We start from the raw sequence: 17,420 nt of genomic DNA on the forward strand, positions 1-17,420 counted from the left end.
TATAAACTATTTTTAAAATACCAAGGAATATAAATGAAAAAACCTTTTTATAAACTTAAAAGATTTTATATACCCTGTATTATATTAATCATAATACTCGCCGTGCTTGCAAAATTACTTTATTCTCCTTTATATACGATTTATTGGGGAATGTATCATTTTCCTAAAAAAGAACAAGAATTTAGAATTTTTGAAAAAATGACTTTAAATCCAAGTCCTAAAGATATGATTAAAATTGTAGATGATTATCAGCCTAAACTAGAAGACTTTAAAGATTTAAATGCAAAAATGCAAAAGGCTATTTTTGATTTTAAGGTTGCTAAATTATTTGGATTTGAGGATAGGTATTACCAAGCTTCTCTTCAAAATTACGCTAGAGTATTTCTTTCAGTGATAAGAAAAGAGCAAACCTATTTTAATTATCTTAATTTCATAAGCGATTTAAATTCAAATGAGAAACAAAAATACCTAAACTTAAGAGCCTCTACTAAAGATTTAGAAAAACAAATTTTTGAAGAAAAACTTAAATTTATAAAGCGCTATGAAGAATTTTATGATTATTTAGATAGCATAGGCTATTTGAATAAGGGTTCTTGGTATAAAGGTTTGGCAAATATGATTAAAATTTTGTTATATGGTTTTTTTCTAAATTTAAATTCTGAAATATGTTTTTTTATAGATAGAAACCTAATGTTTGAAAAAATGAAAATAAGTTATAAAGTATTTAATAATTTAGATTTAAATATTTCAACAAAACTTCCCGATGGATTAACAGAGGAAAATTGGAAATATCTACATAAAGAATTTTCAATTCAACAAAGACAATGGATAAATACAACCCAAAAGGCCTTAGATGAATGCAAATGAAAATAATACTAGTGTTCATAATGAAAACAATACCACTATTAACATTAAAGAAAGTATAAAAGAAGCCTTAAGAGAAGGACAAGAAATTGTAGAGAATAGTAGAGAAGTCAATGGATTGTTTAATAATAGTGTAAATATATCCGACAAAACAATATCTTTCTCCCCTAACTCTCCCACTAAAGAAACCCTACAACCTTATATTCAAAAAGTTCAAGTTATTACAGATAAAGTGGATAACAAACTAAAAATTGCTGAATATACCTTAGAGTATATTAACAATGGTGATATAACTAAAGTTTTAGTAAAACTAGGAGAAGAAGTTATACAAGATTTTGTTTTAAAAAAAGGCTTAGATATTTCTAAAGAAATAGCACTTATCTTGTTTAGAGGAAAAATTATTTTTGGTATAATTATTTTTGCTGGAGGAAGTGTTATATCTTACTATTTTTCTGAAAACATTAAAGAATTAGCAAAAAAACTGCTAATAAATACTCAAGATTTGCTTAATAAAATCGGAGATAAAATTAAACCTCCTGTTGTATGCCCTAGTAATTCTATAACACCTAATGGTCAATGTATTGATCATCCAAATGATTTTTTTCAAAAACTAATCAATCCTTTCTCCCTCTTCACTCCACGCCCCTACCCTAGCTATTCAAAACAATACAAACTTGCTCTAGCAAAGAAAAAAGAACTTATAACTAAAACAAGTATAGCTTCTACAACTTACAATTTTATAGATGAAAAATATTTAAAAAACATACAAGATTTAAAAGAACAAGAAAAAATCATTGAACAAGAAGAGCAAAAATATCAATTGGATTTAAAACTTTATAAAGAAGATAATAGAATAAAAAATGAAATTTTTAATTCTTTATTTAAATCTTTAAATGAAAAGCTAAGCTTTCAATTAAAACAAGAAAAAAATACTTTTTTAAATTCCAATCAAAGCTTAAGTATTATTGCTAATAAACAATACCTACTAAAGACTTTAAACTTGCAAGATATCAACAACATCAACATCGATTCAAAACCCTATTTATTAAAAGCTTTATATTTTTGTGAAGATTATGTTTTATATGATAAAGATAAGCAAGCTTTATTTGATGAAAACACAATAAAAGAATTAGAATTTAACTCTAGCTTTTATACTATCTTTATCTCTCATAAAAACAAACTAAATGATACTTATTTAAATGCAAGAAAAGAACTTTATAAAAGTATTGATGAATTTAAAAAACTTGGTTTTAAAGATTTAGAACATGCTTATCAAACTTATATGAGCTCTTTTATTATCAATGAAGAATTAAATAGTAAAGATAAAACAATCAATAAAAATGAAAATAAAGAAATAAATAAAAACTTAAATCAAAAAAGTAATATAAAAGAAAGTATAAATTTCAAAGAACTTTCTTTAAATTTAAAACAAGAAAACAATACAAAAGAAAGTATAGATACTATAATAAAAAATACAAATTTTAACAATGAAACTTCTTTAAAAACAAAACAAAGCAATACCATTATAGATGATATAAAAGAAGATTTTAAGATTGTATCTAATAATGCTATAATAAATAATACTAACTTTAAAGGTAAAAAAATTGCTTAAAATATCAAAAAGAATTTCTATTATAGTTTTTATTGTATTAGTTTTTATTATAATTGTTAGTAATGCTTATAACTTTATCCAAGAAGCTTTACAATTTAAAGAAGCTAATGAAAATAAAGCAAGAGAAAATCTTAGTGCTTTAATCAAATGGAGTGAAAACGAAGGTAAGGAAGAATTAGAATATGCTAAGAATTTAAGCAAAGAAAACTATAATCAAGAAAAAGCTACACAAATGATTATTAAAAATCTTAAGATGATACAAGCTAGTATTGAAGATATAAGAACTTTAACTATTTATTCATTCCTAGATGAAGATGAGGAACTTTCAAGAAAAGCTAGTCGAATTGTTTTAAATTTAAATAACGATATTATATCCTATCTTTTATACAATGAAAGAAATATCACAAATCATAAAACTTATTTTTTATTTGACAAGGAAAGATTTGATGCACTTGAAGATTTTTTATTTTTTCTAAATACTCGTTTAGAAGAGGATTTTTTGCAAAATAAAATCAAAAGTCATGATTTTTCACATATTGTTTATTATACATCTTCTTTAATTGGAAACAACTGGGGATTTTCCCATATTTATATTGGAGATCTTTCTAAAAAATTCACATGTAAATTTGATAATTCTAAAACTGCAATAATTTTAAATACAATGAGAAAACTAAATAAAATTACAGATAATGTTACAAGAAGAATTCGTAAAGATTTTTTTTTAGATAATCAAGCTAAAGAGAAGCTAAAAGAAAATATTAATAAAATTTTAGAAAACTTCAACAAGAAGACATTGACAAATCTTAACACTCTACAATCTAAACTAAAAGAATGTACAAATGAATGAGATAGAACTTAACACTCAAAATAAAACCTTAAACGAAACAGAAAAAGAATTGCAAATTCTTTTAAAAGATGCAGGTGTAGATGAAATAGGAGAAAAACTACTTAAAGAAGTAGAAGATGTAAATAAAACGGAAAATTTTATGCATCAAAATGAAATTCAAGACAAGAAAGAAACAATCGGCTATTTAAACAACATGTTAGATACAGCAAAACAATTTAAAAAAGACCTCGAACCCTACCTACTCCCTTTTAAAATCATCATAAAAAGAGCAGATAATACCCTTAGTGGAATTGATGCTTTAATAGAATATCAAAAAACAAAAGATGGTTTAAAAGTTTCTGTAAAAATTGGTTCTGAAATTATTGCTTCACAAATTTTTACAATAGGAATACCAATAATAAGCACAGCAGCCATTACAACTTATAGTGCAATAGCAATTACAAGTAGCACCTTGTTAGGTGTTTTAGCAGCCATTAGTATTGTTGGTACTGGTATGATAATTCTTTGGTGGATTAATTCTAAAATAGAAGATTGGTTAAAAGATAGTGGTATTTCTTTTATTGATTTTATAAGAGAATATGAAACTCATTTAAGTTCTGAAGAAAAATATTATCATAACTTAGCACATTGTCATCAAACACAAATTAAAAATATGCAAAGAATTCAATTATATTATGATGGTAAAATTTCAAAAGATTTAAAAAATTATTACTATCCTTTTTATGATGTTAAAAAAACTCCATCTTTGCTTAATGAAAAAAGTTTACTCAAAAGTATATCAAAAGATTATAAAGCATTAAAACTAAAAGATACAATAGATAATATCCACATTAACTCAGAATTTTATCTATTAAAAGCTTTATATTTTTGTGAAAGTTTTACAAGTTTTAATCAAAACAATCAAGCTTTATTTAACGAAGAAAAATTTCCTTATCATTCTAGCTTTTATACTATATTCTTATTGCACAAAGATAAAATCACAAATACTTATTTAAATGCAAGAAAAGAACTTTATAAAAGCGTTATAGAATTTAATTATTCTCAAAATAAAACCTTACTTGAGAATTTAGAGAAAAACGACACCAAAGAAGATTCTAAGCTATTACGCTTTTATAATCTTTCTTTTAGCCACTTCATCTTAGAAAACAAAGAAAAAAATAAAAAGCTTATATTTTTTGACAATGCTTCATCTATGTCAAATCTTTTACATCTTTATGAGAACAATTGTGATATATTTGTTAAAGATGAGTCATTAATCGATATAGCTTTATTAGAACAAAACTATAATCTAGATTTTAATAAACTAAAAACAAGAGTATTTTTTTATGAAAAACTTCTTTTAGGCGCAAAGGAAGATGAAATTTTTTCTTTCAATGATGAAAAAATAAATTATTATCTTAAATATGATGAGAATAATTTATATGCTTTAAAAGATTTAAACATTACTTATGATTATTATCATTGTAAGATTAAAAACTATGTTTTAGCTAAAAATAGTTTAAATATAAAATTAGAACCTAAAAAGATAAGCAAGCGCTATGCTTATGATGATTTAAACCATCAAGATCTAAATTTAACCCACAATAACACTAACATTATAAACAACACTGCTACTTCAAATTACATCAGCCTTATCATACAAGATGAACATGGCAAGGCTATTGATAATGCTAGCATTAGTATAAAAGGGTATGATCATGAAAAACTAATCAAGCAAAGCATATTGAGATTAAAAACTAATAAAGAAGGTCAGATAAGATTTGATAGAGAAAAAGACTTCAGTAATTGTCATAGTTTTAAAGTTAGATTAGAAGATAATAAAGCTTATTTAGCCAAACCCTTACAAGATAGCAAAAGAATATTTAATAATTATATCAATCATAAAATAGGACTTATACTTAGGTTTAAAAATAAAGATTATTTTAAATATGATGGTTTTTATTTATATCATTTTAAAGGAAAAGATTTAATAGCTTCTTATATGGCAAGAAGTGGAGTAGCTAAAGCTGATAATTTAAAACCATCAAATAAACAAATTGCTTTTAGTTTTTATCAAGATATAAAAGATAAAACTACCAAGAAAAAAGCATATTTTTACTATGATGATGAAAGTATTAAAGATAAATTTGGAAGCTTACCTGAAGGAAAGTATTATTTTAAAATCAATGAGATTAATTACAACAAACAACCTGATTTTTTAAAAGATTATCCTTTTAGTATAGGTAAGACTTGGGGAAAGTATTGTGTTAGATTATACACAGATAAAGAATGCTCTAAAAGTTTTAAAGAAATAGAAATTTCAAATCCAAATAATGAAAAAGAAAAAAGCAAGAATAAAGAAAGTATGAGTAAGGGGGATTTGTATCTTTATAACATTAATGAAAAGGGAGAATTTGGTAGCAATGGTAGTATAGGAATAATTAATGGGGTATTGTTTGAAGATTTATTAAAGCATTTAAGCTATATTACAAATGAAGAAGAATTGCTTTGCGAATTAGAAGTTAAATACCCCCAAAAACGAAACAATAAAATTGTATTTGCAAAAGAAATAAAGGATAGATAAATGAATAGCATAAGCTCTAAGGAAATATACGATCTTAAAGCTCCGTTTGCACCAGGAACATATGTAGAACTTTTCTTAGAGAATAACGACGATATACAAAGAAAATGGGGTTTTTTTGAATGTGATAGTCAAGCTAAAATGCAATTATTATTTGTATCGGATGATTATTTGCAAAGTTTTGATAGTTTTAGTACTTTAGTTGATATTGATGAAGATGGAGAATTAGAGTGCAATGATGATTACAATGCAACTTTAATTGAACAAGAAAATACAAATAAAATTGGCTTTTCTCTTCCTCTTTATAGAACAAAAGAAACTAAATTTGAAAAATATTATATTGTGGTATTTGCTTATGAAGGCGAAATGCCGACTTTACAAGATCCTTATGTGATCATTGATATGAGTTTTAGAGTGGGTATTGGAGAAGATGATAATGTTGCTAATGGTGTTAATCTTGCAAATTATCCCAAAAATATTCAAGAATGGAACCAAATATCACACATACAAAGTGTTTGGGATGCTGTTAAATTTTTCGAATGTCTATCTAAAAAAATAGGTGATACCTTTACTATTATGAGAGAAAATTTCTTTTCATTCTGTAAAAATAATCCTCAAATAGCAGGAAAAATTGCTTATATTTACTATAGATTTGACCTAGGTAGTCAATCTTTCATAGATAGCGTGGAAAATGATTTCAAAGACTATCAAAGAGATAGAGATTTTTATTTTCAAACTTGTAAAGATGTTTTGCTAAATTGCCCTATAGAAAAAAACAATCCTAAAACATTGAAAGAAAAATATGATGAATTGATGCAAGGTAAAAAATTGGATATAGCAATTTATAAAAATTTAATTAGTAAGATTGCAACCGCTATATGTGAAAAATTAGACTTAAATTTAATAACAAAAAATGGTGAAATAGATTTTTTCCAAGGAGATGAAGAAGAATGGGGAGAATATTACAAAAGACGCATACGTGTTAATGAAAATAATCTACATGATTTAAAAGAAATAATAAAAACTATGATTCACGAGATTAGACATTTTTATGTTGAAACTTATTATTATCCAGGACAAGGTATTTTAAGAGGATATTTGTTTTATGCACATGGATTCTCTATAAGCGATGATTATAAAATTTTATTTGATGGTTTTTATAAATTTGATGACAAAGAAAGGCAAGAAAATGCTTACGAAATACAACCAAATGAAAGAGATGCAAGATTTGTCGAAAAAATGATAGATTTTTTAGGCTAAAGAATGAAAATTAAACTTCCTGATTTAAAAAAATATGCTTTTAACAATAGATTAGATAAAACCATATATCTTGGCATAGAAACAAATATTTTATGTGTTGAGGATAGAATAAACGATATTTCAAATTTCTATAGTAGTAAATATAATAAAAAAATTAATGATTTAACCGCTATTTTATATATAGGAAAGGTAATATTTCAAGAAGAGAAAAACAACTTGTTTCCAAAATTTATAGCAAGTAATTTTGATATTAATTTTGAAAAATTAAATAATTTTTGGCTTAATGAAATAACAAACAACAAAGTGCAATATTTCAGGCAAAATAACAATATAATCTTATCCAAAGAACAAATTTACTCATATTTTGATGATTTGCATTCCAAAAACATTAACTTAATTAAAAATTATTTTAATAAAATTTATGAAAATAGTGGCATTACCGCTTTAATCTATGACAGAAACAACCATAAAAACGATATATTAAATCAACTTGATACACTATCTAAACAAGATTATAAAATTACATTTAGTGATGAGCTTTTTTACGAATATTTAGTTTGGAGTCTAAATGACTTTTTAATTCCATATTTTTCTGGTAAATTTCAAGATGAAAATGAATTACTTTTTAATGCCGGTGCTTACACTACATATAAAGAATTATATCAAAAACAAATCAATCTTATACCAAATCCTTACTATGGAGAAAATTCTAATATCCCTTTTATTGATTTTTTCTATACTAATATAAATCCATTAAAATATGGGGTGGGTTATATCGAAGGTTATTTAAAATTTTTCAAACACTATCCAAATTCAAAGTTCCTTAAAAAAATGCCTCCAATAAAAGGATATAAATTCTATAGCCCTAATATTAACCATGATGGTAAAATTTTATCTTCAAATAAAGGAAAATTTTATTTTTCTCTAGCTGAAAATCCTCAAATTTTTATTTATTTTTTTCAAAAATATTACCCAAAAATTTGCAACCTTCCAAAACATTGGAATGAAATTATGTTTCAAAAGTTAAAATTAAACATTCCAAACGAAGAGTTATAATTTTTCTATATTCTTAATCAAACTGCTAATATTAGAATCGATTTTAATATTATGAGTTTGCAAATCAAAAATTGCAAAAATGAAAAAACCTAAAATACATCCAATAGGTATAACAACTAACGCAAATTTCATAAATCTGCGTTGAAAATACTGCCAAAATTTTTCCCTATTAGCTCCATTATAAGCCTTATCAAAAGCTGTCTCATCTGTTAAATTTATAAGAGGAGTTAAAGCCGATGCTATATTGTTACAAAAATAAATAATTTTTTCCTCAACATCTTTTTCATGAGAATATTTTCCTCTATATCCTAAAATCAAGCAAACATATATGAATTCCAAAAAATCCTTGTTTTTGGATGGATTAGACAACCAAGAAAGCGCTATATCGTAAAAATTATCACCACCTAGAGTCTCATCAAATAACCTCACGGTTAAAGTATGATTTGCCCAAGAGCTATTAATAAATAAATCATTTTTCATTAGACTTTCATCTACAAATACACATAAACAATATCTTAATTTTATAATATCTTTCTCATCATACTCTTTAAAAGTACTTAATCTTGAACTCCAAACCAATATTTCATTTACAAGCTTTTCTTTTAAATTCTCTATATAAGCAGCATCCAAAGAATGAACCTTAGATAATCTATAAACAAGTAAAAGAATTTCCAAGCAATTATCAACAACTTTATTGATTTCTAAACCTTTTAAATCACTTTCTAAAAGTAAAGATCCTTCTTTAAAATGTGATTCTTTTTGCATATTACTCCTTAAAATACAGCCCACATTTTTATATCAGGGTTTTTTATATTTGTTGTTAGATATAAACTTATAACATTTTCGCCCTTAAAGTATTTAAACAGCTCATCTTTTTTGTCTAACTTGTAATAAATATAACCATTTAAATAAGGTATAGAAGATGGAATATTTGAAATTTGCTCTATGTTTATCCCTCGTAATTGTGTTGTTACTATACTTTTTATCCTACTTTGAGTATGAATTTTACTTTGAGTTTTAAAATTATATAATAAATACTCATGATTAACATCAGCACTAATAGCTAAAAATAATTCGCCCTCTTCAATAACCGTAGGATTGTCAAACAACAAATCATAAAATCCATTGTTATTATCAATTACTTGAGCCATAGTATATTTTGGAGAAGTTATTTTTGCAAATAAAACTCTCAGTTGATTAGTAAGTGGTAAAAAAGTGTTAGTCAAGTCATCATGATTGTATACTATAAAATCAGAAAAGGAGCTTTCAGTACCAAAAGCACTAAGATCTCCTTGAAAATCAACTAATTTTTCATATAAATTTTCAGGATGTATTTTATCTTTATTGATTATATATGAAAAAATAAAATACCATTTTTTTAAAAGATTAAGCGATAAATAAGTACTAAAATCCAAGGTGTTTTTAGTTTGATCTATACCCTTAAATACTTCAGTGAGTATTTCTTTATGCTGTTTAATTGAATGCGAAATTTCTTCTAAAAATGATTTAATATACGAAGATTTATTTAAATCTAAACAAGTGGGTATAAAACTTTCATCTAACTCTATTTTTTTATTTAAATCAATATTTTTGATTTTTGCTATAGGAATTTCAAGTTCATCTGGAGTTTTACTACCTAAAAAGCCCAATTTCAATCTTAAACTAGCTAAAGTAATGCTTATTTTTTCTTGAGAGAAAGTAATATTATCATTCTCATATTCATCTTCCAAATCAGTATGTTTAAAAACATCATTAGTATTATCATCATATATTCTTGAAGCTACAACACTTCTTAAACTAATGTATTTTGAATTAGGTATATTATTGTGTAAAGATATATCTGCTATAGAGGATAAACCCATAGGAATTTTAATAACAATAATAGAATTTACCAAAGAATCATAATTAACTTCCAAAGGCTCTGGAAGCTCATCTTGTTCTGGTGCATTAAAAATGCTACCATCTTTAGCAATTCCAGAAATTCTTTTAAGTGCTATTTTTCCTTGCATTAACATTTCATTGGAAAATTCTAAATCAATTATTCCATATAAATTATTGAAAGTTGAAATTGTTTTAAGATTAATATTTCTTTCAAAATATCGTTCTTGTTGCTCAAAATGAATTTTATCAATATTTAGCCCATTAAACCAAGCTACTTTTAGCTTATCCGCCATTATATTTTCCTTAGATTAAATATGTCTAACACCATCTTTTGTTATTTCAAATTTTAATGTTTTTTTAGTTCCAAAACCATTAGCATCATCTGTTTTTGCCCAAATTTTTGTTACCTTTTTAGTATTATTTGCAAATAAAACCAAAATACCAATATACGGCACTTCTTCATCTATAACTTTAAAAGCAATAATATTATCTTTAGGGGCAATTTGTAGTCTAATCGAGTCAATTTTATCTCTACCGAGTATAGCATCCTCTCTATTAATCAGCTCTAAATCACTAGCCTTTATAAATTTATTTACATCTTTTAGTTGATACACAATAACAGTCAAAGGAACATCATCATTTCTACTATTTAAATTAGAATTTTTTATATTATCAATCTTTACACTTACAACACTAGAGCAAGAACTTAAAAACAACCCCATGAGCAACATAACAAAAATTTTTCTCATTCCCATCCTTAAAAAAATACTTAAATAAATAACACTATAATTTTATTTTTTATTATAATTAAAAAAACTTTCAATAGTGCTTAGGAGATAAAAAATGATTTTCTGTGATCATTATGAAGAAAATTTAGAAAACTTAGAGATATTTCATTTACTTGAAGAAGAGATGACAAAATACAAAACATTAAATCATGAAAAAATACAATGGGATAAGGTATATGAATACTCATTAGATATTTTACAAAACAACTCGATGGATATGAAAATTTTCGCTTACTTTTCTTTATCATGTTTAGCATTAAATAACGAAGAGTGTTTTAAAATATTTTTAGAAATAATAATTTTTACAGAAAAATTATTTCGAGAAAAACCTGAAAATATAAGTAAAACATCTTCTATACTATTAAATCAAAAAAAGAAATACAAACAAATTGTTGAAAATTTTATTAATGAATTTAATAAAAATTCACCAAAATGCTCACAAGTCACAGCTAAAAGTTTAAATGAATATTTTGAAAAATTACACGAAATTTTAAATTGTAATTTTGCAAAATTAAACATTAAAGAAGAAATAACTCAAACTAAACAATCACCTCTTAAATCTCCAGTGACACAAGTAAATATCGATATAAAAAACACAAAATTATCTAATCTTAGCGATAGAGAATACAGAACATTATTAAATAATCTAGCAATAGAATTACTAGAAAATAACATTGAAAATACTAATGCTTATTCATTGTTTGCAGAAGCAGCTTGGGGAAGATTAAAAACCCTTCCACCGCATTCAGATTTTGTCACTAAAGTAAGATATCCTGATAGAAATTTAATAAAATTACTATTAGATAAAAATACGAATGAGTTAGATCAAATAAAATGTTTTATCAATAACCTTTCACTTAACCCTTTCTGGATAGAAGGATTTAAACTATTTTGTGATTTTTTACATCATCATCAAAAAGAACACTCCTTGAAAATTTTAAATTTACTAACTTGTAATTTTATTCTCAAATTCAAAGATATTACCAAGTTAAGATTTGACAACGGCGAATTAATGTGTAAAGAAGATACATTTAATTATTTTGTAAAACAAAATCAAGAAACTAATAAAAAAACACACACCACATCCGATAAAAATAAAAAAGTAGAGCAATTACTCATTGAAATAAACAATGAAAATTATAATAATTCTTTATTTTGTAATATAAATTCTTTAATAGCCATGGCACAAGTTTTTGAAACAAACAATATGAAAAATAATGCAAAAATTATATACTTACAACTAGTTGAACTTATGGAAAAAACCTTATTAAAGGATTACTTAAGTGATGAGTATAATTATGCAAAAAACAAAACTAATAAAAAAATATAAACTTAGTTATTCTTTATTTAGTTTTATGTATAATTTAAAAAATAAATTTTAATTCAAAAAATAAGGAAGTAAAATGTCTGATGGATCAAGTGCACCAAAAGAACGCATAAATATAACCTACAAGGCAAAAACAAACGGGCAAAATGCAGAGATAGAATTACCTTTAAAACTTATGATAATGGCTAATTTAACAGGTAAAAATGAACAAAATTTAGAAGATAGAGAAATTGTGTCTATCAACAAAATAAATTTTAATCAAGTTATGCAAAAACTAGACATCAAAACCCAATTTAATGTTAAAAATACTTTGGGTGGAGGCGCTGAAGAATTAGATATCAACCTAAAAATATCTAGTATGAAAGATTTTTCGCCTGATAATATAGTGCAACAAGTGCCAGAGTTAAATAAACTAATGCGCCTTAGAGAAGCATTAATGGCTCTAAAAGGACCCATGGGTAATATTCCAAATTTTAGAAAAGCTGTTTTAGATGCTCTAAAAAATGAAAAAACCAAAGAGCAGTTGCTTTTAGAAATCAAAAAAGAAAATAACGAAGAATAAAGGAAACATAATATGTCAAAAGATAAAGTAATTGATACTCCAATTATTGAAAGTATTATGGAAAAAAGCAAATATGCTAGAAATGATGAAAGCTATAGTATAGCAAAAAGAGGAGTAGCCGAATTTATTTCCGCAATAGTTGAAAGCGATAACATAGAAGATAAAATCAACAAATTTGCACTTGATGAAATGATTGCCCATATCGATGATTTATTATCAAAACAAATGGATGAGATTTTACATAATGAAGAATTTCAAAAATTAGAATCGACTTGGAGAGGACTTTTCTTCTTGGTAGAAAGAACTGATTTTAATGAAAATATTAAAATTAATCTTTTTGATATTACAAAAGAAGAAGTTTTAGAAGATTTTGAAAATAATCCAGACATCACCCAAAGTGTTGTTTATAAAAATATTTATTCTTCAGAATATGGACAATTTGGTGGAGAACCAGTTGGTGCTATAATTGGTGATTACCAACTAAGCACTACAAGTCCAGATATGACTTTTTTAAATAAAATGTCAAGCATAGCAGCAATGAGTCATTCTCCATTTTTAACTTCTTTAGGACCTAAATTTTTTGGTTTAGAAAATTATTCAGAATTAGCTAATATTCAGGATTTACAAAGTCTTCTCGAAGGTCCACAATACACAAGATGGAGAACTTTTAGAGAAAATGAAGATTCTAAATACACAGGATTAATGGTTACGAGGTTTTTGACAAGATCGCCTTATGATAGTGAAGAAAATCCCATCAAAAGCTTTAATTACAAAGAAAATGTTCACGCATCTCATAATCATCTATTATGGGGAAATTCAGCATATGCTTTCGCAACAAGATTAACAGAAAGTTTTGCTAAATACAGGTGGTGCGGTAGTATCATAGGACCAAAAAGCGGTGGAAGCGTAAAAGATCTTCCTACTTATTATTATGAAAATTTTGGAAACTTAAAAGCTAAAATTCCTACTGAAGTTTTGATTACAGATAGAAGAGAATATGAACTTGCAGAAAATGGGTTTATAACTTTAACTCTAAGAAGAGACACCAATAATGCAGCATTTTTTTCAGCAAATTCTGCTTTAAAACCTAAAATATTTCCAAACACACCAGAAGGAAAAGAGGCTGAAACAAATTACCGCTTAGGTACTCAATTGCCTTATGTATTTTTAATTTCAAGATTAGCACATTATCTAAAAGTACTACAAAGAGAAGAAATTGGAAGCTGGAAGGAAAGAAGTGATATTGAAAATGGTTTAAACGAATGGGTTAGACAATATATTTCAGATCAAGAAAATCCACCAGCAGAGGTTAGAAGTAGAAGACCTTTTAGAGGGGCTCAAGTAAAAGTGGATAATATACCAGGGGAGCCTGGATGGTATAAGATTGGGTTGAGTGTTCGTCCTCACTTTAAATATATGGGTGGAAATTTTGAACTATCTTTAGTAGGTAAATTGGATAAAGAATAATAAATGTCTTTGTTGGATAAAATTATTCATTCATTGGATGAGCAATATAAAAATATCCCTTTTTATCAAAATGAATTTCAAGAAATAAAAAATAATATACAAGTTTTGCTTAATGCAAAACTTGATGACTGCTTAAGTGTTGAAGATTTTGGATTATCTAGTATGGAAAATCTAAATTTAAGCTCGACAGAACTTTGCTTGAACATGGCAAAAGAAATTCATAAACTCATAAGTAAATACGAAAAAAGAATTATAATTAATTCTATCACATATAATGATTCTTTAAAACCTTGGCAACTTTCATTTTTACTAAAATGTGTTTTTTGTAATGATAATTTTAAAGAATTTGCAATTGAAATTATATTTAAAAATAATCGATATTGCGAGGTTATCTAAAATGACACAAGATGATATACATTATTATCAAAAGGAGATTGCTTATCTTAATCATGCTCGGAAAATTTTTATAGATAAATTTCCCAAGTTAACCCCTTTTTTATCTTACGATAGTAAAGATCCAGATATAGAAAGAATTATTGAAAATTTAGCAATATTAACCTCTAAAATTCATCAAGAATTAGATCAAAATATACCCTATATTGCAGAATCTCTAATTAATATTCTTTCTCCAAATTACACCAACATTCTACCTTCTATGTGTATGCAAGAATTCAAATTTAGCGAAAACAGCAAACTCAACAGATTAATTATTCCTAAAAATAGTACAGTTAAATCCGTATCTATAGAAAAATGTGAATGTGAATTTAAAACAGTATATGATGTATATCTATATCCATTAAATATAGAGAATGTTTTTTTAGGAAGTGAAAGACAATATCATACATTAGATATACAACTTAGAGTTAGTAGAGAAGATTTAAACATAGAACATCTAGGTTTAGATAGACTAAGTATATACTTAGGGGATGATGTTTACACATCATCTACATTACTTTTTTATATGCATCAATATTTAGAAGAAATAAAAGTCATATCTCATGACACAAAAGAAGAATTTAAAATAAATACCCATAATATTAAAACTATGGGTTTAAAGCCAAACGAAAGTTGCCTATTTTATAATGACTTAGGATTTGAATCTTTTTCCTTGCTAAGAGAATACTTTTTTTTGCCTGAAAAATTTAATTTTATCTCAATACAAGGCTTGGATGTTTTACATGAGTGTAAAGGTAAGTTAATTAGCATTTTTTTTAAATTTAATAAAACACTTCCTAAAAATTGTATTATAAAAAATGAATTATTCTCATTATCGACAACACCAATCATTAATATTTTCGAAAAAACAGCAGAACCTATCATCAATAATCACTCGAAAAATGGATATAGAATTTTTATCGATAGAACAAATTTAAATGCATATGATATAGTTCAAATAAAACAAGTCAAAGCACATAATAGCGACAGCGGGAGTAGAATTTTAAAAAACTATAAAAATTTTGAACGTTTTGAATTTATGCAAAATAAAATACAAGATTTTTACTACATTACAAATAAATCAAATTCCAAGCAAGATAACTTCAAAGAAATATCGTTTTTTTCCTCAAACAATACAAATGAAACAATCACAATAGATGTATTATGCTGTAATAAAAATTTACCGACCCGTTTAAAAATAGGCGATATCAATCTTATACCTTTTTATAAAGATGCTATTACGAAAAACATTACCATTCCAACGCCGATTAAGCAAGTTAAAACCAATGGTGATCTTTTATGGAAATTAGTTTCTATTTTGTCATTTAGTTATCAAACTCTTTTAACAAAAACATCCTTTTTTCAAGTTTTAGAAAGCTATAGCTTTCCTGATGATAAAACTTCTGAAGTAGTATGTCAATTACTTACCTCTTCAATAATTGACATACAGTCAAAACCAAGCTACTTAATTGATGAGTATATTACAAAAAAAGGTACTATGAGTATTATAAGTATAGATGATTCTAAATTTTATTCTTTGGGTGAAGTTTATAAGCTAGGATTAATAATTTCAGAATTTTTATCATCCTTTGTGAGTATTAATTCATTTTGTGAATTAAAAATTAAATGCATAAACTCAAAAGCGACTATACACTATCCTTTTAAAAAAGGAATTAAACCTATATTATGAACAATGCAAACTCTTATACCTTTTATAAACTTCTTAAAAAATTATTAAAAGATCATCCCAAAGAAGATATTTTTCTAAGGGTAAATAATGCTCTAATGCATCCTAACAAAGAAATCGAATATGTAAAATTCAATAAAAATATTAGTGATTTTCCCATTGAAATTATGATTAATTTTATGGGTCTACAAGGTAATACATCACAACTCCCTTCTTATATACTAGACAAGCTCTCTAGGAATGAGGATGGCGGGGATGGATGGAGTTTATTTTTTGATTTCTTCAATCACTATCTTCTTTGGATTTTTTTTGAAATTACCACTCTTAACAATTATCCAAAAAGTTTTGATATTAACTTCAGCGATAGAATTTCTAAAATACTATTTTCTATGTTAGGCATCAATGACACAAAAATTGCAAAGAGATACCTACCTTTTGCACCGTTATTACTAAGTTTAAGAAGACCTAAAAGTTATATTGAAAGAATTTTACAAATCACTTTTAATTTACAAAATCAATTAAATATTATAGAAAATATACCCCATCAAATTTACATAAGACACATACAATTAAATAAATTAGGAAGTAAAAATCATATTTTAGGAAAAAATCTAATCTTGGGAAAAAAATTTCTATCTTACCAAAATAAAATAGCTATTTATATAAAAGATATACACTATGATGAAGCTTTAAAATACTTTCCAAACGCAGAAAAATACAAAGAGCTTAAAGAAAGTATATTATTTCTAACTAACAATGAATTTTGTGTTGATTTATATCTTAAAATTATTTTTAATAAAAGAATGCTGTTTAAGCTAGGAGACTACTCTCACTCCAAATTAGGATGGGGTAAAATTTTAGGAAAAAAAATAAAAAATTACGAAATAATACATATTAAACTTCATGAATAATTTTTATATTTATCAAAATATATCATTTATTCATCTATATTAAAATCAAATACATAAGATCTGAATTTTTATTATTAAACTATTGATATTATTAAATTTTATTAATACCCAATATTATGAAAATAACCATAAATTAACAACAAGCTTATATTAATCCAAAACT

15 protein-coding genes are annotated in these 17,420 nt (G+C 25.4%); 12 read left to right on the forward strand and 3 right to left on the reverse strand.

Annotated features, from left to right (window positions below; all coding sequences use genetic code 11):
• The first annotated feature begins 33 nt into the window (after positions 1-33).
• The 6 genes from CAMP5118_RS06910 to CAMP5118_RS06935 are packed head-to-tail and all read left to right on the forward strand — an operon-like array spanning position 34 to position 8,199.
• Positions 34-867, forward strand: coding sequence for a hypothetical protein (locus CAMP5118_RS06910; protein ID WP_337216940.1), 834 nt, complete (start codon positions 34-36; stop codon positions 865-867).
• The gene (locus tag CAMP5118_RS06915) at positions 854-2,476 is read left to right on the forward strand and encodes a hypothetical protein (protein ID WP_337216941.1); all 1,623 of its coding nucleotides are present in this window, start codon (positions 854-856) and stop codon (positions 2,474-2,476) included. The genes CAMP5118_RS06910 and CAMP5118_RS06915 overlap by 14 nt, the downstream gene beginning before the upstream one ends.
• Entirely contained in the window at positions 2,469-3,323 is an 855-nt protein-coding gene (locus CAMP5118_RS06920) for a hypothetical protein (protein ID WP_337216942.1), read from the forward strand. Before CAMP5118_RS06915 ends, CAMP5118_RS06920 begins: the two co-directional genes overlap by 8 nt.
• Positions 3,316-5,886, forward strand: a complete 2,571-nt coding sequence (locus CAMP5118_RS06925) for a hypothetical protein (protein ID WP_337216943.1) — start codon at positions 3,316-3,318, stop codon at positions 5,884-5,886. The genes CAMP5118_RS06920 and CAMP5118_RS06925 overlap by 8 nt, the downstream gene beginning before the upstream one ends.
• Positions 5,887-7,143 carry a hypothetical protein gene (locus CAMP5118_RS06930; protein WP_337216944.1) on the forward strand — a complete coding sequence of 419 codons (1,257 nt, stop codon included), beginning with the start codon at positions 5,887-5,889 and terminating at the stop codon, positions 7,141-7,143. It abuts the gene before it with no gap.
• Between the two features lie 3 nt (positions 7,144-7,146).
• A complete protein-coding gene (locus tag CAMP5118_RS06935) occupies positions 7,147-8,199 on the forward strand; it encodes a hypothetical protein (protein ID WP_337216945.1) in 1,053 nt (350 codons plus the stop codon).
• Here CAMP5118_RS06935 and icmH read toward each other — a convergent pair.
• The 3 genes from icmH to tssJ are packed head-to-tail and all read right to left on the reverse strand — an operon-like array spanning position 8,194 to position 10,829.
• Positions 8,194-8,964: a type IVB secretion system protein IcmH/DotU gene (icmH, locus tag CAMP5118_RS06940; protein ID WP_337216946.1), complete on the reverse strand. Its 771-nt coding sequence runs from the start codon at positions 8,962-8,964 to the stop codon at positions 8,194-8,196. The two genes, CAMP5118_RS06935 and icmH, sit on opposite strands and share 6 nt — an antisense overlap.
• Before the next feature lie 8 nt (positions 8,965-8,972).
• A complete protein-coding gene (gene tssK, locus CAMP5118_RS06945) occupies positions 8,973-10,373 on the reverse strand; it encodes a type VI secretion system baseplate subunit TssK (protein WP_044598839.1) in 1,401 nt (466 codons plus the stop codon).
• A gap of 15 nt (positions 10,374-10,388) precedes the next feature.
• Complete coding sequence (gene tssJ, locus CAMP5118_RS06950) at positions 10,389-10,829, reverse strand: type VI secretion system lipoprotein TssJ (RefSeq protein ID WP_044598840.1); 441 nt, start codon at positions 10,827-10,829, stop codon at positions 10,389-10,391.
• Positions 10,830-10,923: 94 nt separating this feature from the next.
• Between tssJ and CAMP5118_RS06955 the strand changes: the two genes are divergently transcribed.
• The 6 genes from CAMP5118_RS06955 (at position 10,924) to CAMP5118_RS06980 (ending at position 17,257) form a co-directional block, all read left to right on the forward strand.
• A complete protein-coding gene (locus tag CAMP5118_RS06955; RefSeq protein ID WP_044598841.1) occupies positions 10,924-12,198 on the forward strand; it encodes a TssA family type VI secretion system protein in 1,275 nt (424 codons plus the stop codon).
• Between the two features lie 73 nt (positions 12,199-12,271).
• Positions 12,272-12,757 carry a type VI secretion system contractile sheath small subunit gene (gene tssB / locus CAMP5118_RS06960; RefSeq protein WP_039626294.1) on the forward strand — a complete coding sequence of 162 codons (486 nt, stop codon included), beginning with the start codon at positions 12,272-12,274 and terminating at the stop codon, positions 12,755-12,757.
• 12 nt (positions 12,758-12,769) lie between these two features.
• On the forward strand, positions 12,770-14,224 hold the full coding sequence (gene tssC, locus CAMP5118_RS06965; RefSeq protein WP_257938267.1) for a type VI secretion system contractile sheath large subunit: 1,455 nt from the start codon (positions 12,770-12,772) through the stop codon (positions 14,222-14,224).
• A 3-nt stretch (positions 14,225-14,227) separates the two neighbouring features.
• Positions 14,228-14,620 (forward strand): GPW/gp25 family protein, encoded by a 393-nt coding sequence (locus CAMP5118_RS06970; protein WP_066007556.1) that lies wholly within the window; start codon positions 14,228-14,230, stop codon positions 14,618-14,620.
• 1 nt (position 14,621) lies between these two features.
• A complete protein-coding gene (gene tssF, locus CAMP5118_RS06975; RefSeq protein ID WP_337206399.1) occupies positions 14,622-16,349 on the forward strand; it encodes a type VI secretion system baseplate subunit TssF in 1,728 nt (575 codons plus the stop codon).
• Positions 16,346-17,257, forward strand: coding sequence for a type VI secretion system baseplate subunit TssG (locus CAMP5118_RS06980; RefSeq protein ID WP_257938269.1), 912 nt, complete (start codon positions 16,346-16,348; stop codon positions 17,255-17,257). Before tssF ends, CAMP5118_RS06980 begins: the two co-directional genes overlap by 4 nt.
• Positions 17,258-17,420: the final 163 nt, after the last annotated feature.

Origin of the sequence: Campylobacter sp. LMG 7929, assembly GCF_024723595.1 — a bacterium.
Taxonomy (GTDB): domain Bacteria; phylum Campylobacterota; class Campylobacteria; order Campylobacterales; family Campylobacteraceae; genus Campylobacter_D.

Bases quoted from the DNA above. Each gene is read 5' to 3' on its own strand.
- tssK (WP_044598839.1), bottom strand. From the start codon at position 10,373: ATGGCGGATAAGCTAAAAGTAGCTTGGTTTAATGGGCTAAATATTGAT.
- CAMP5118_RS06935 (WP_337216945.1), top strand. From the start codon at position 7,147: ATGAAAATTAAACTTCCTGATTTAAAAAAATATGCTTTTAACAATAGA.
- CAMP5118_RS06910 (WP_337216940.1), top strand. From the start codon at position 34: ATGAAAAAACCTTTTTATAAACTTAAAAGATTTTATATACCCTGTATT.
- CAMP5118_RS06915 (WP_337216941.1), top strand. From the start codon at position 854: ATGAATGCAAATGAAAATAATACTAGTGTTCATAATGAAAACAATACC.
- CAMP5118_RS06970 (WP_066007556.1), top strand. From the start codon at position 14,228: ATGTCTTTGTTGGATAAAATTATTCATTCATTGGATGAGCAATATAAA.
- tssC (WP_257938267.1), top strand. From the start codon at position 12,770: ATGTCAAAAGATAAAGTAATTGATACTCCAATTATTGAAAGTATTATG.
- CAMP5118_RS06930 (WP_337216944.1), top strand. From the start codon at position 5,887: ATGAATAGCATAAGCTCTAAGGAAATATACGATCTTAAAGCTCCGTTT.
- icmH (WP_337216946.1), bottom strand. From the start codon at position 8,964: ATGCAAAAAGAATCACATTTTAAAGAAGGATCTTTACTTTTAGAAAGT.
- CAMP5118_RS06925 (WP_337216943.1), top strand. From the start codon at position 3,316: ATGAATGAGATAGAACTTAACACTCAAAATAAAACCTTAAACGAAACA.
- CAMP5118_RS06955 (WP_044598841.1), top strand. From the start codon at position 10,924: ATGATTTTCTGTGATCATTATGAAGAAAATTTAGAAAACTTAGAGATA.
- CAMP5118_RS06980 (WP_257938269.1), top strand. From the start codon at position 16,346: ATGAACAATGCAAACTCTTATACCTTTTATAAACTTCTTAAAAAATTA.
- tssJ (WP_044598840.1), bottom strand. From the start codon at position 10,829: ATGAGAAAAATTTTTGTTATGTTGCTCATGGGGTTGTTTTTAAGTTCT.
- tssB (WP_039626294.1), top strand. From the start codon at position 12,272: ATGTCTGATGGATCAAGTGCACCAAAAGAACGCATAAATATAACCTAC.
- tssF (WP_337206399.1), top strand. From the start codon at position 14,622: ATGACACAAGATGATATACATTATTATCAAAAGGAGATTGCTTATCTT.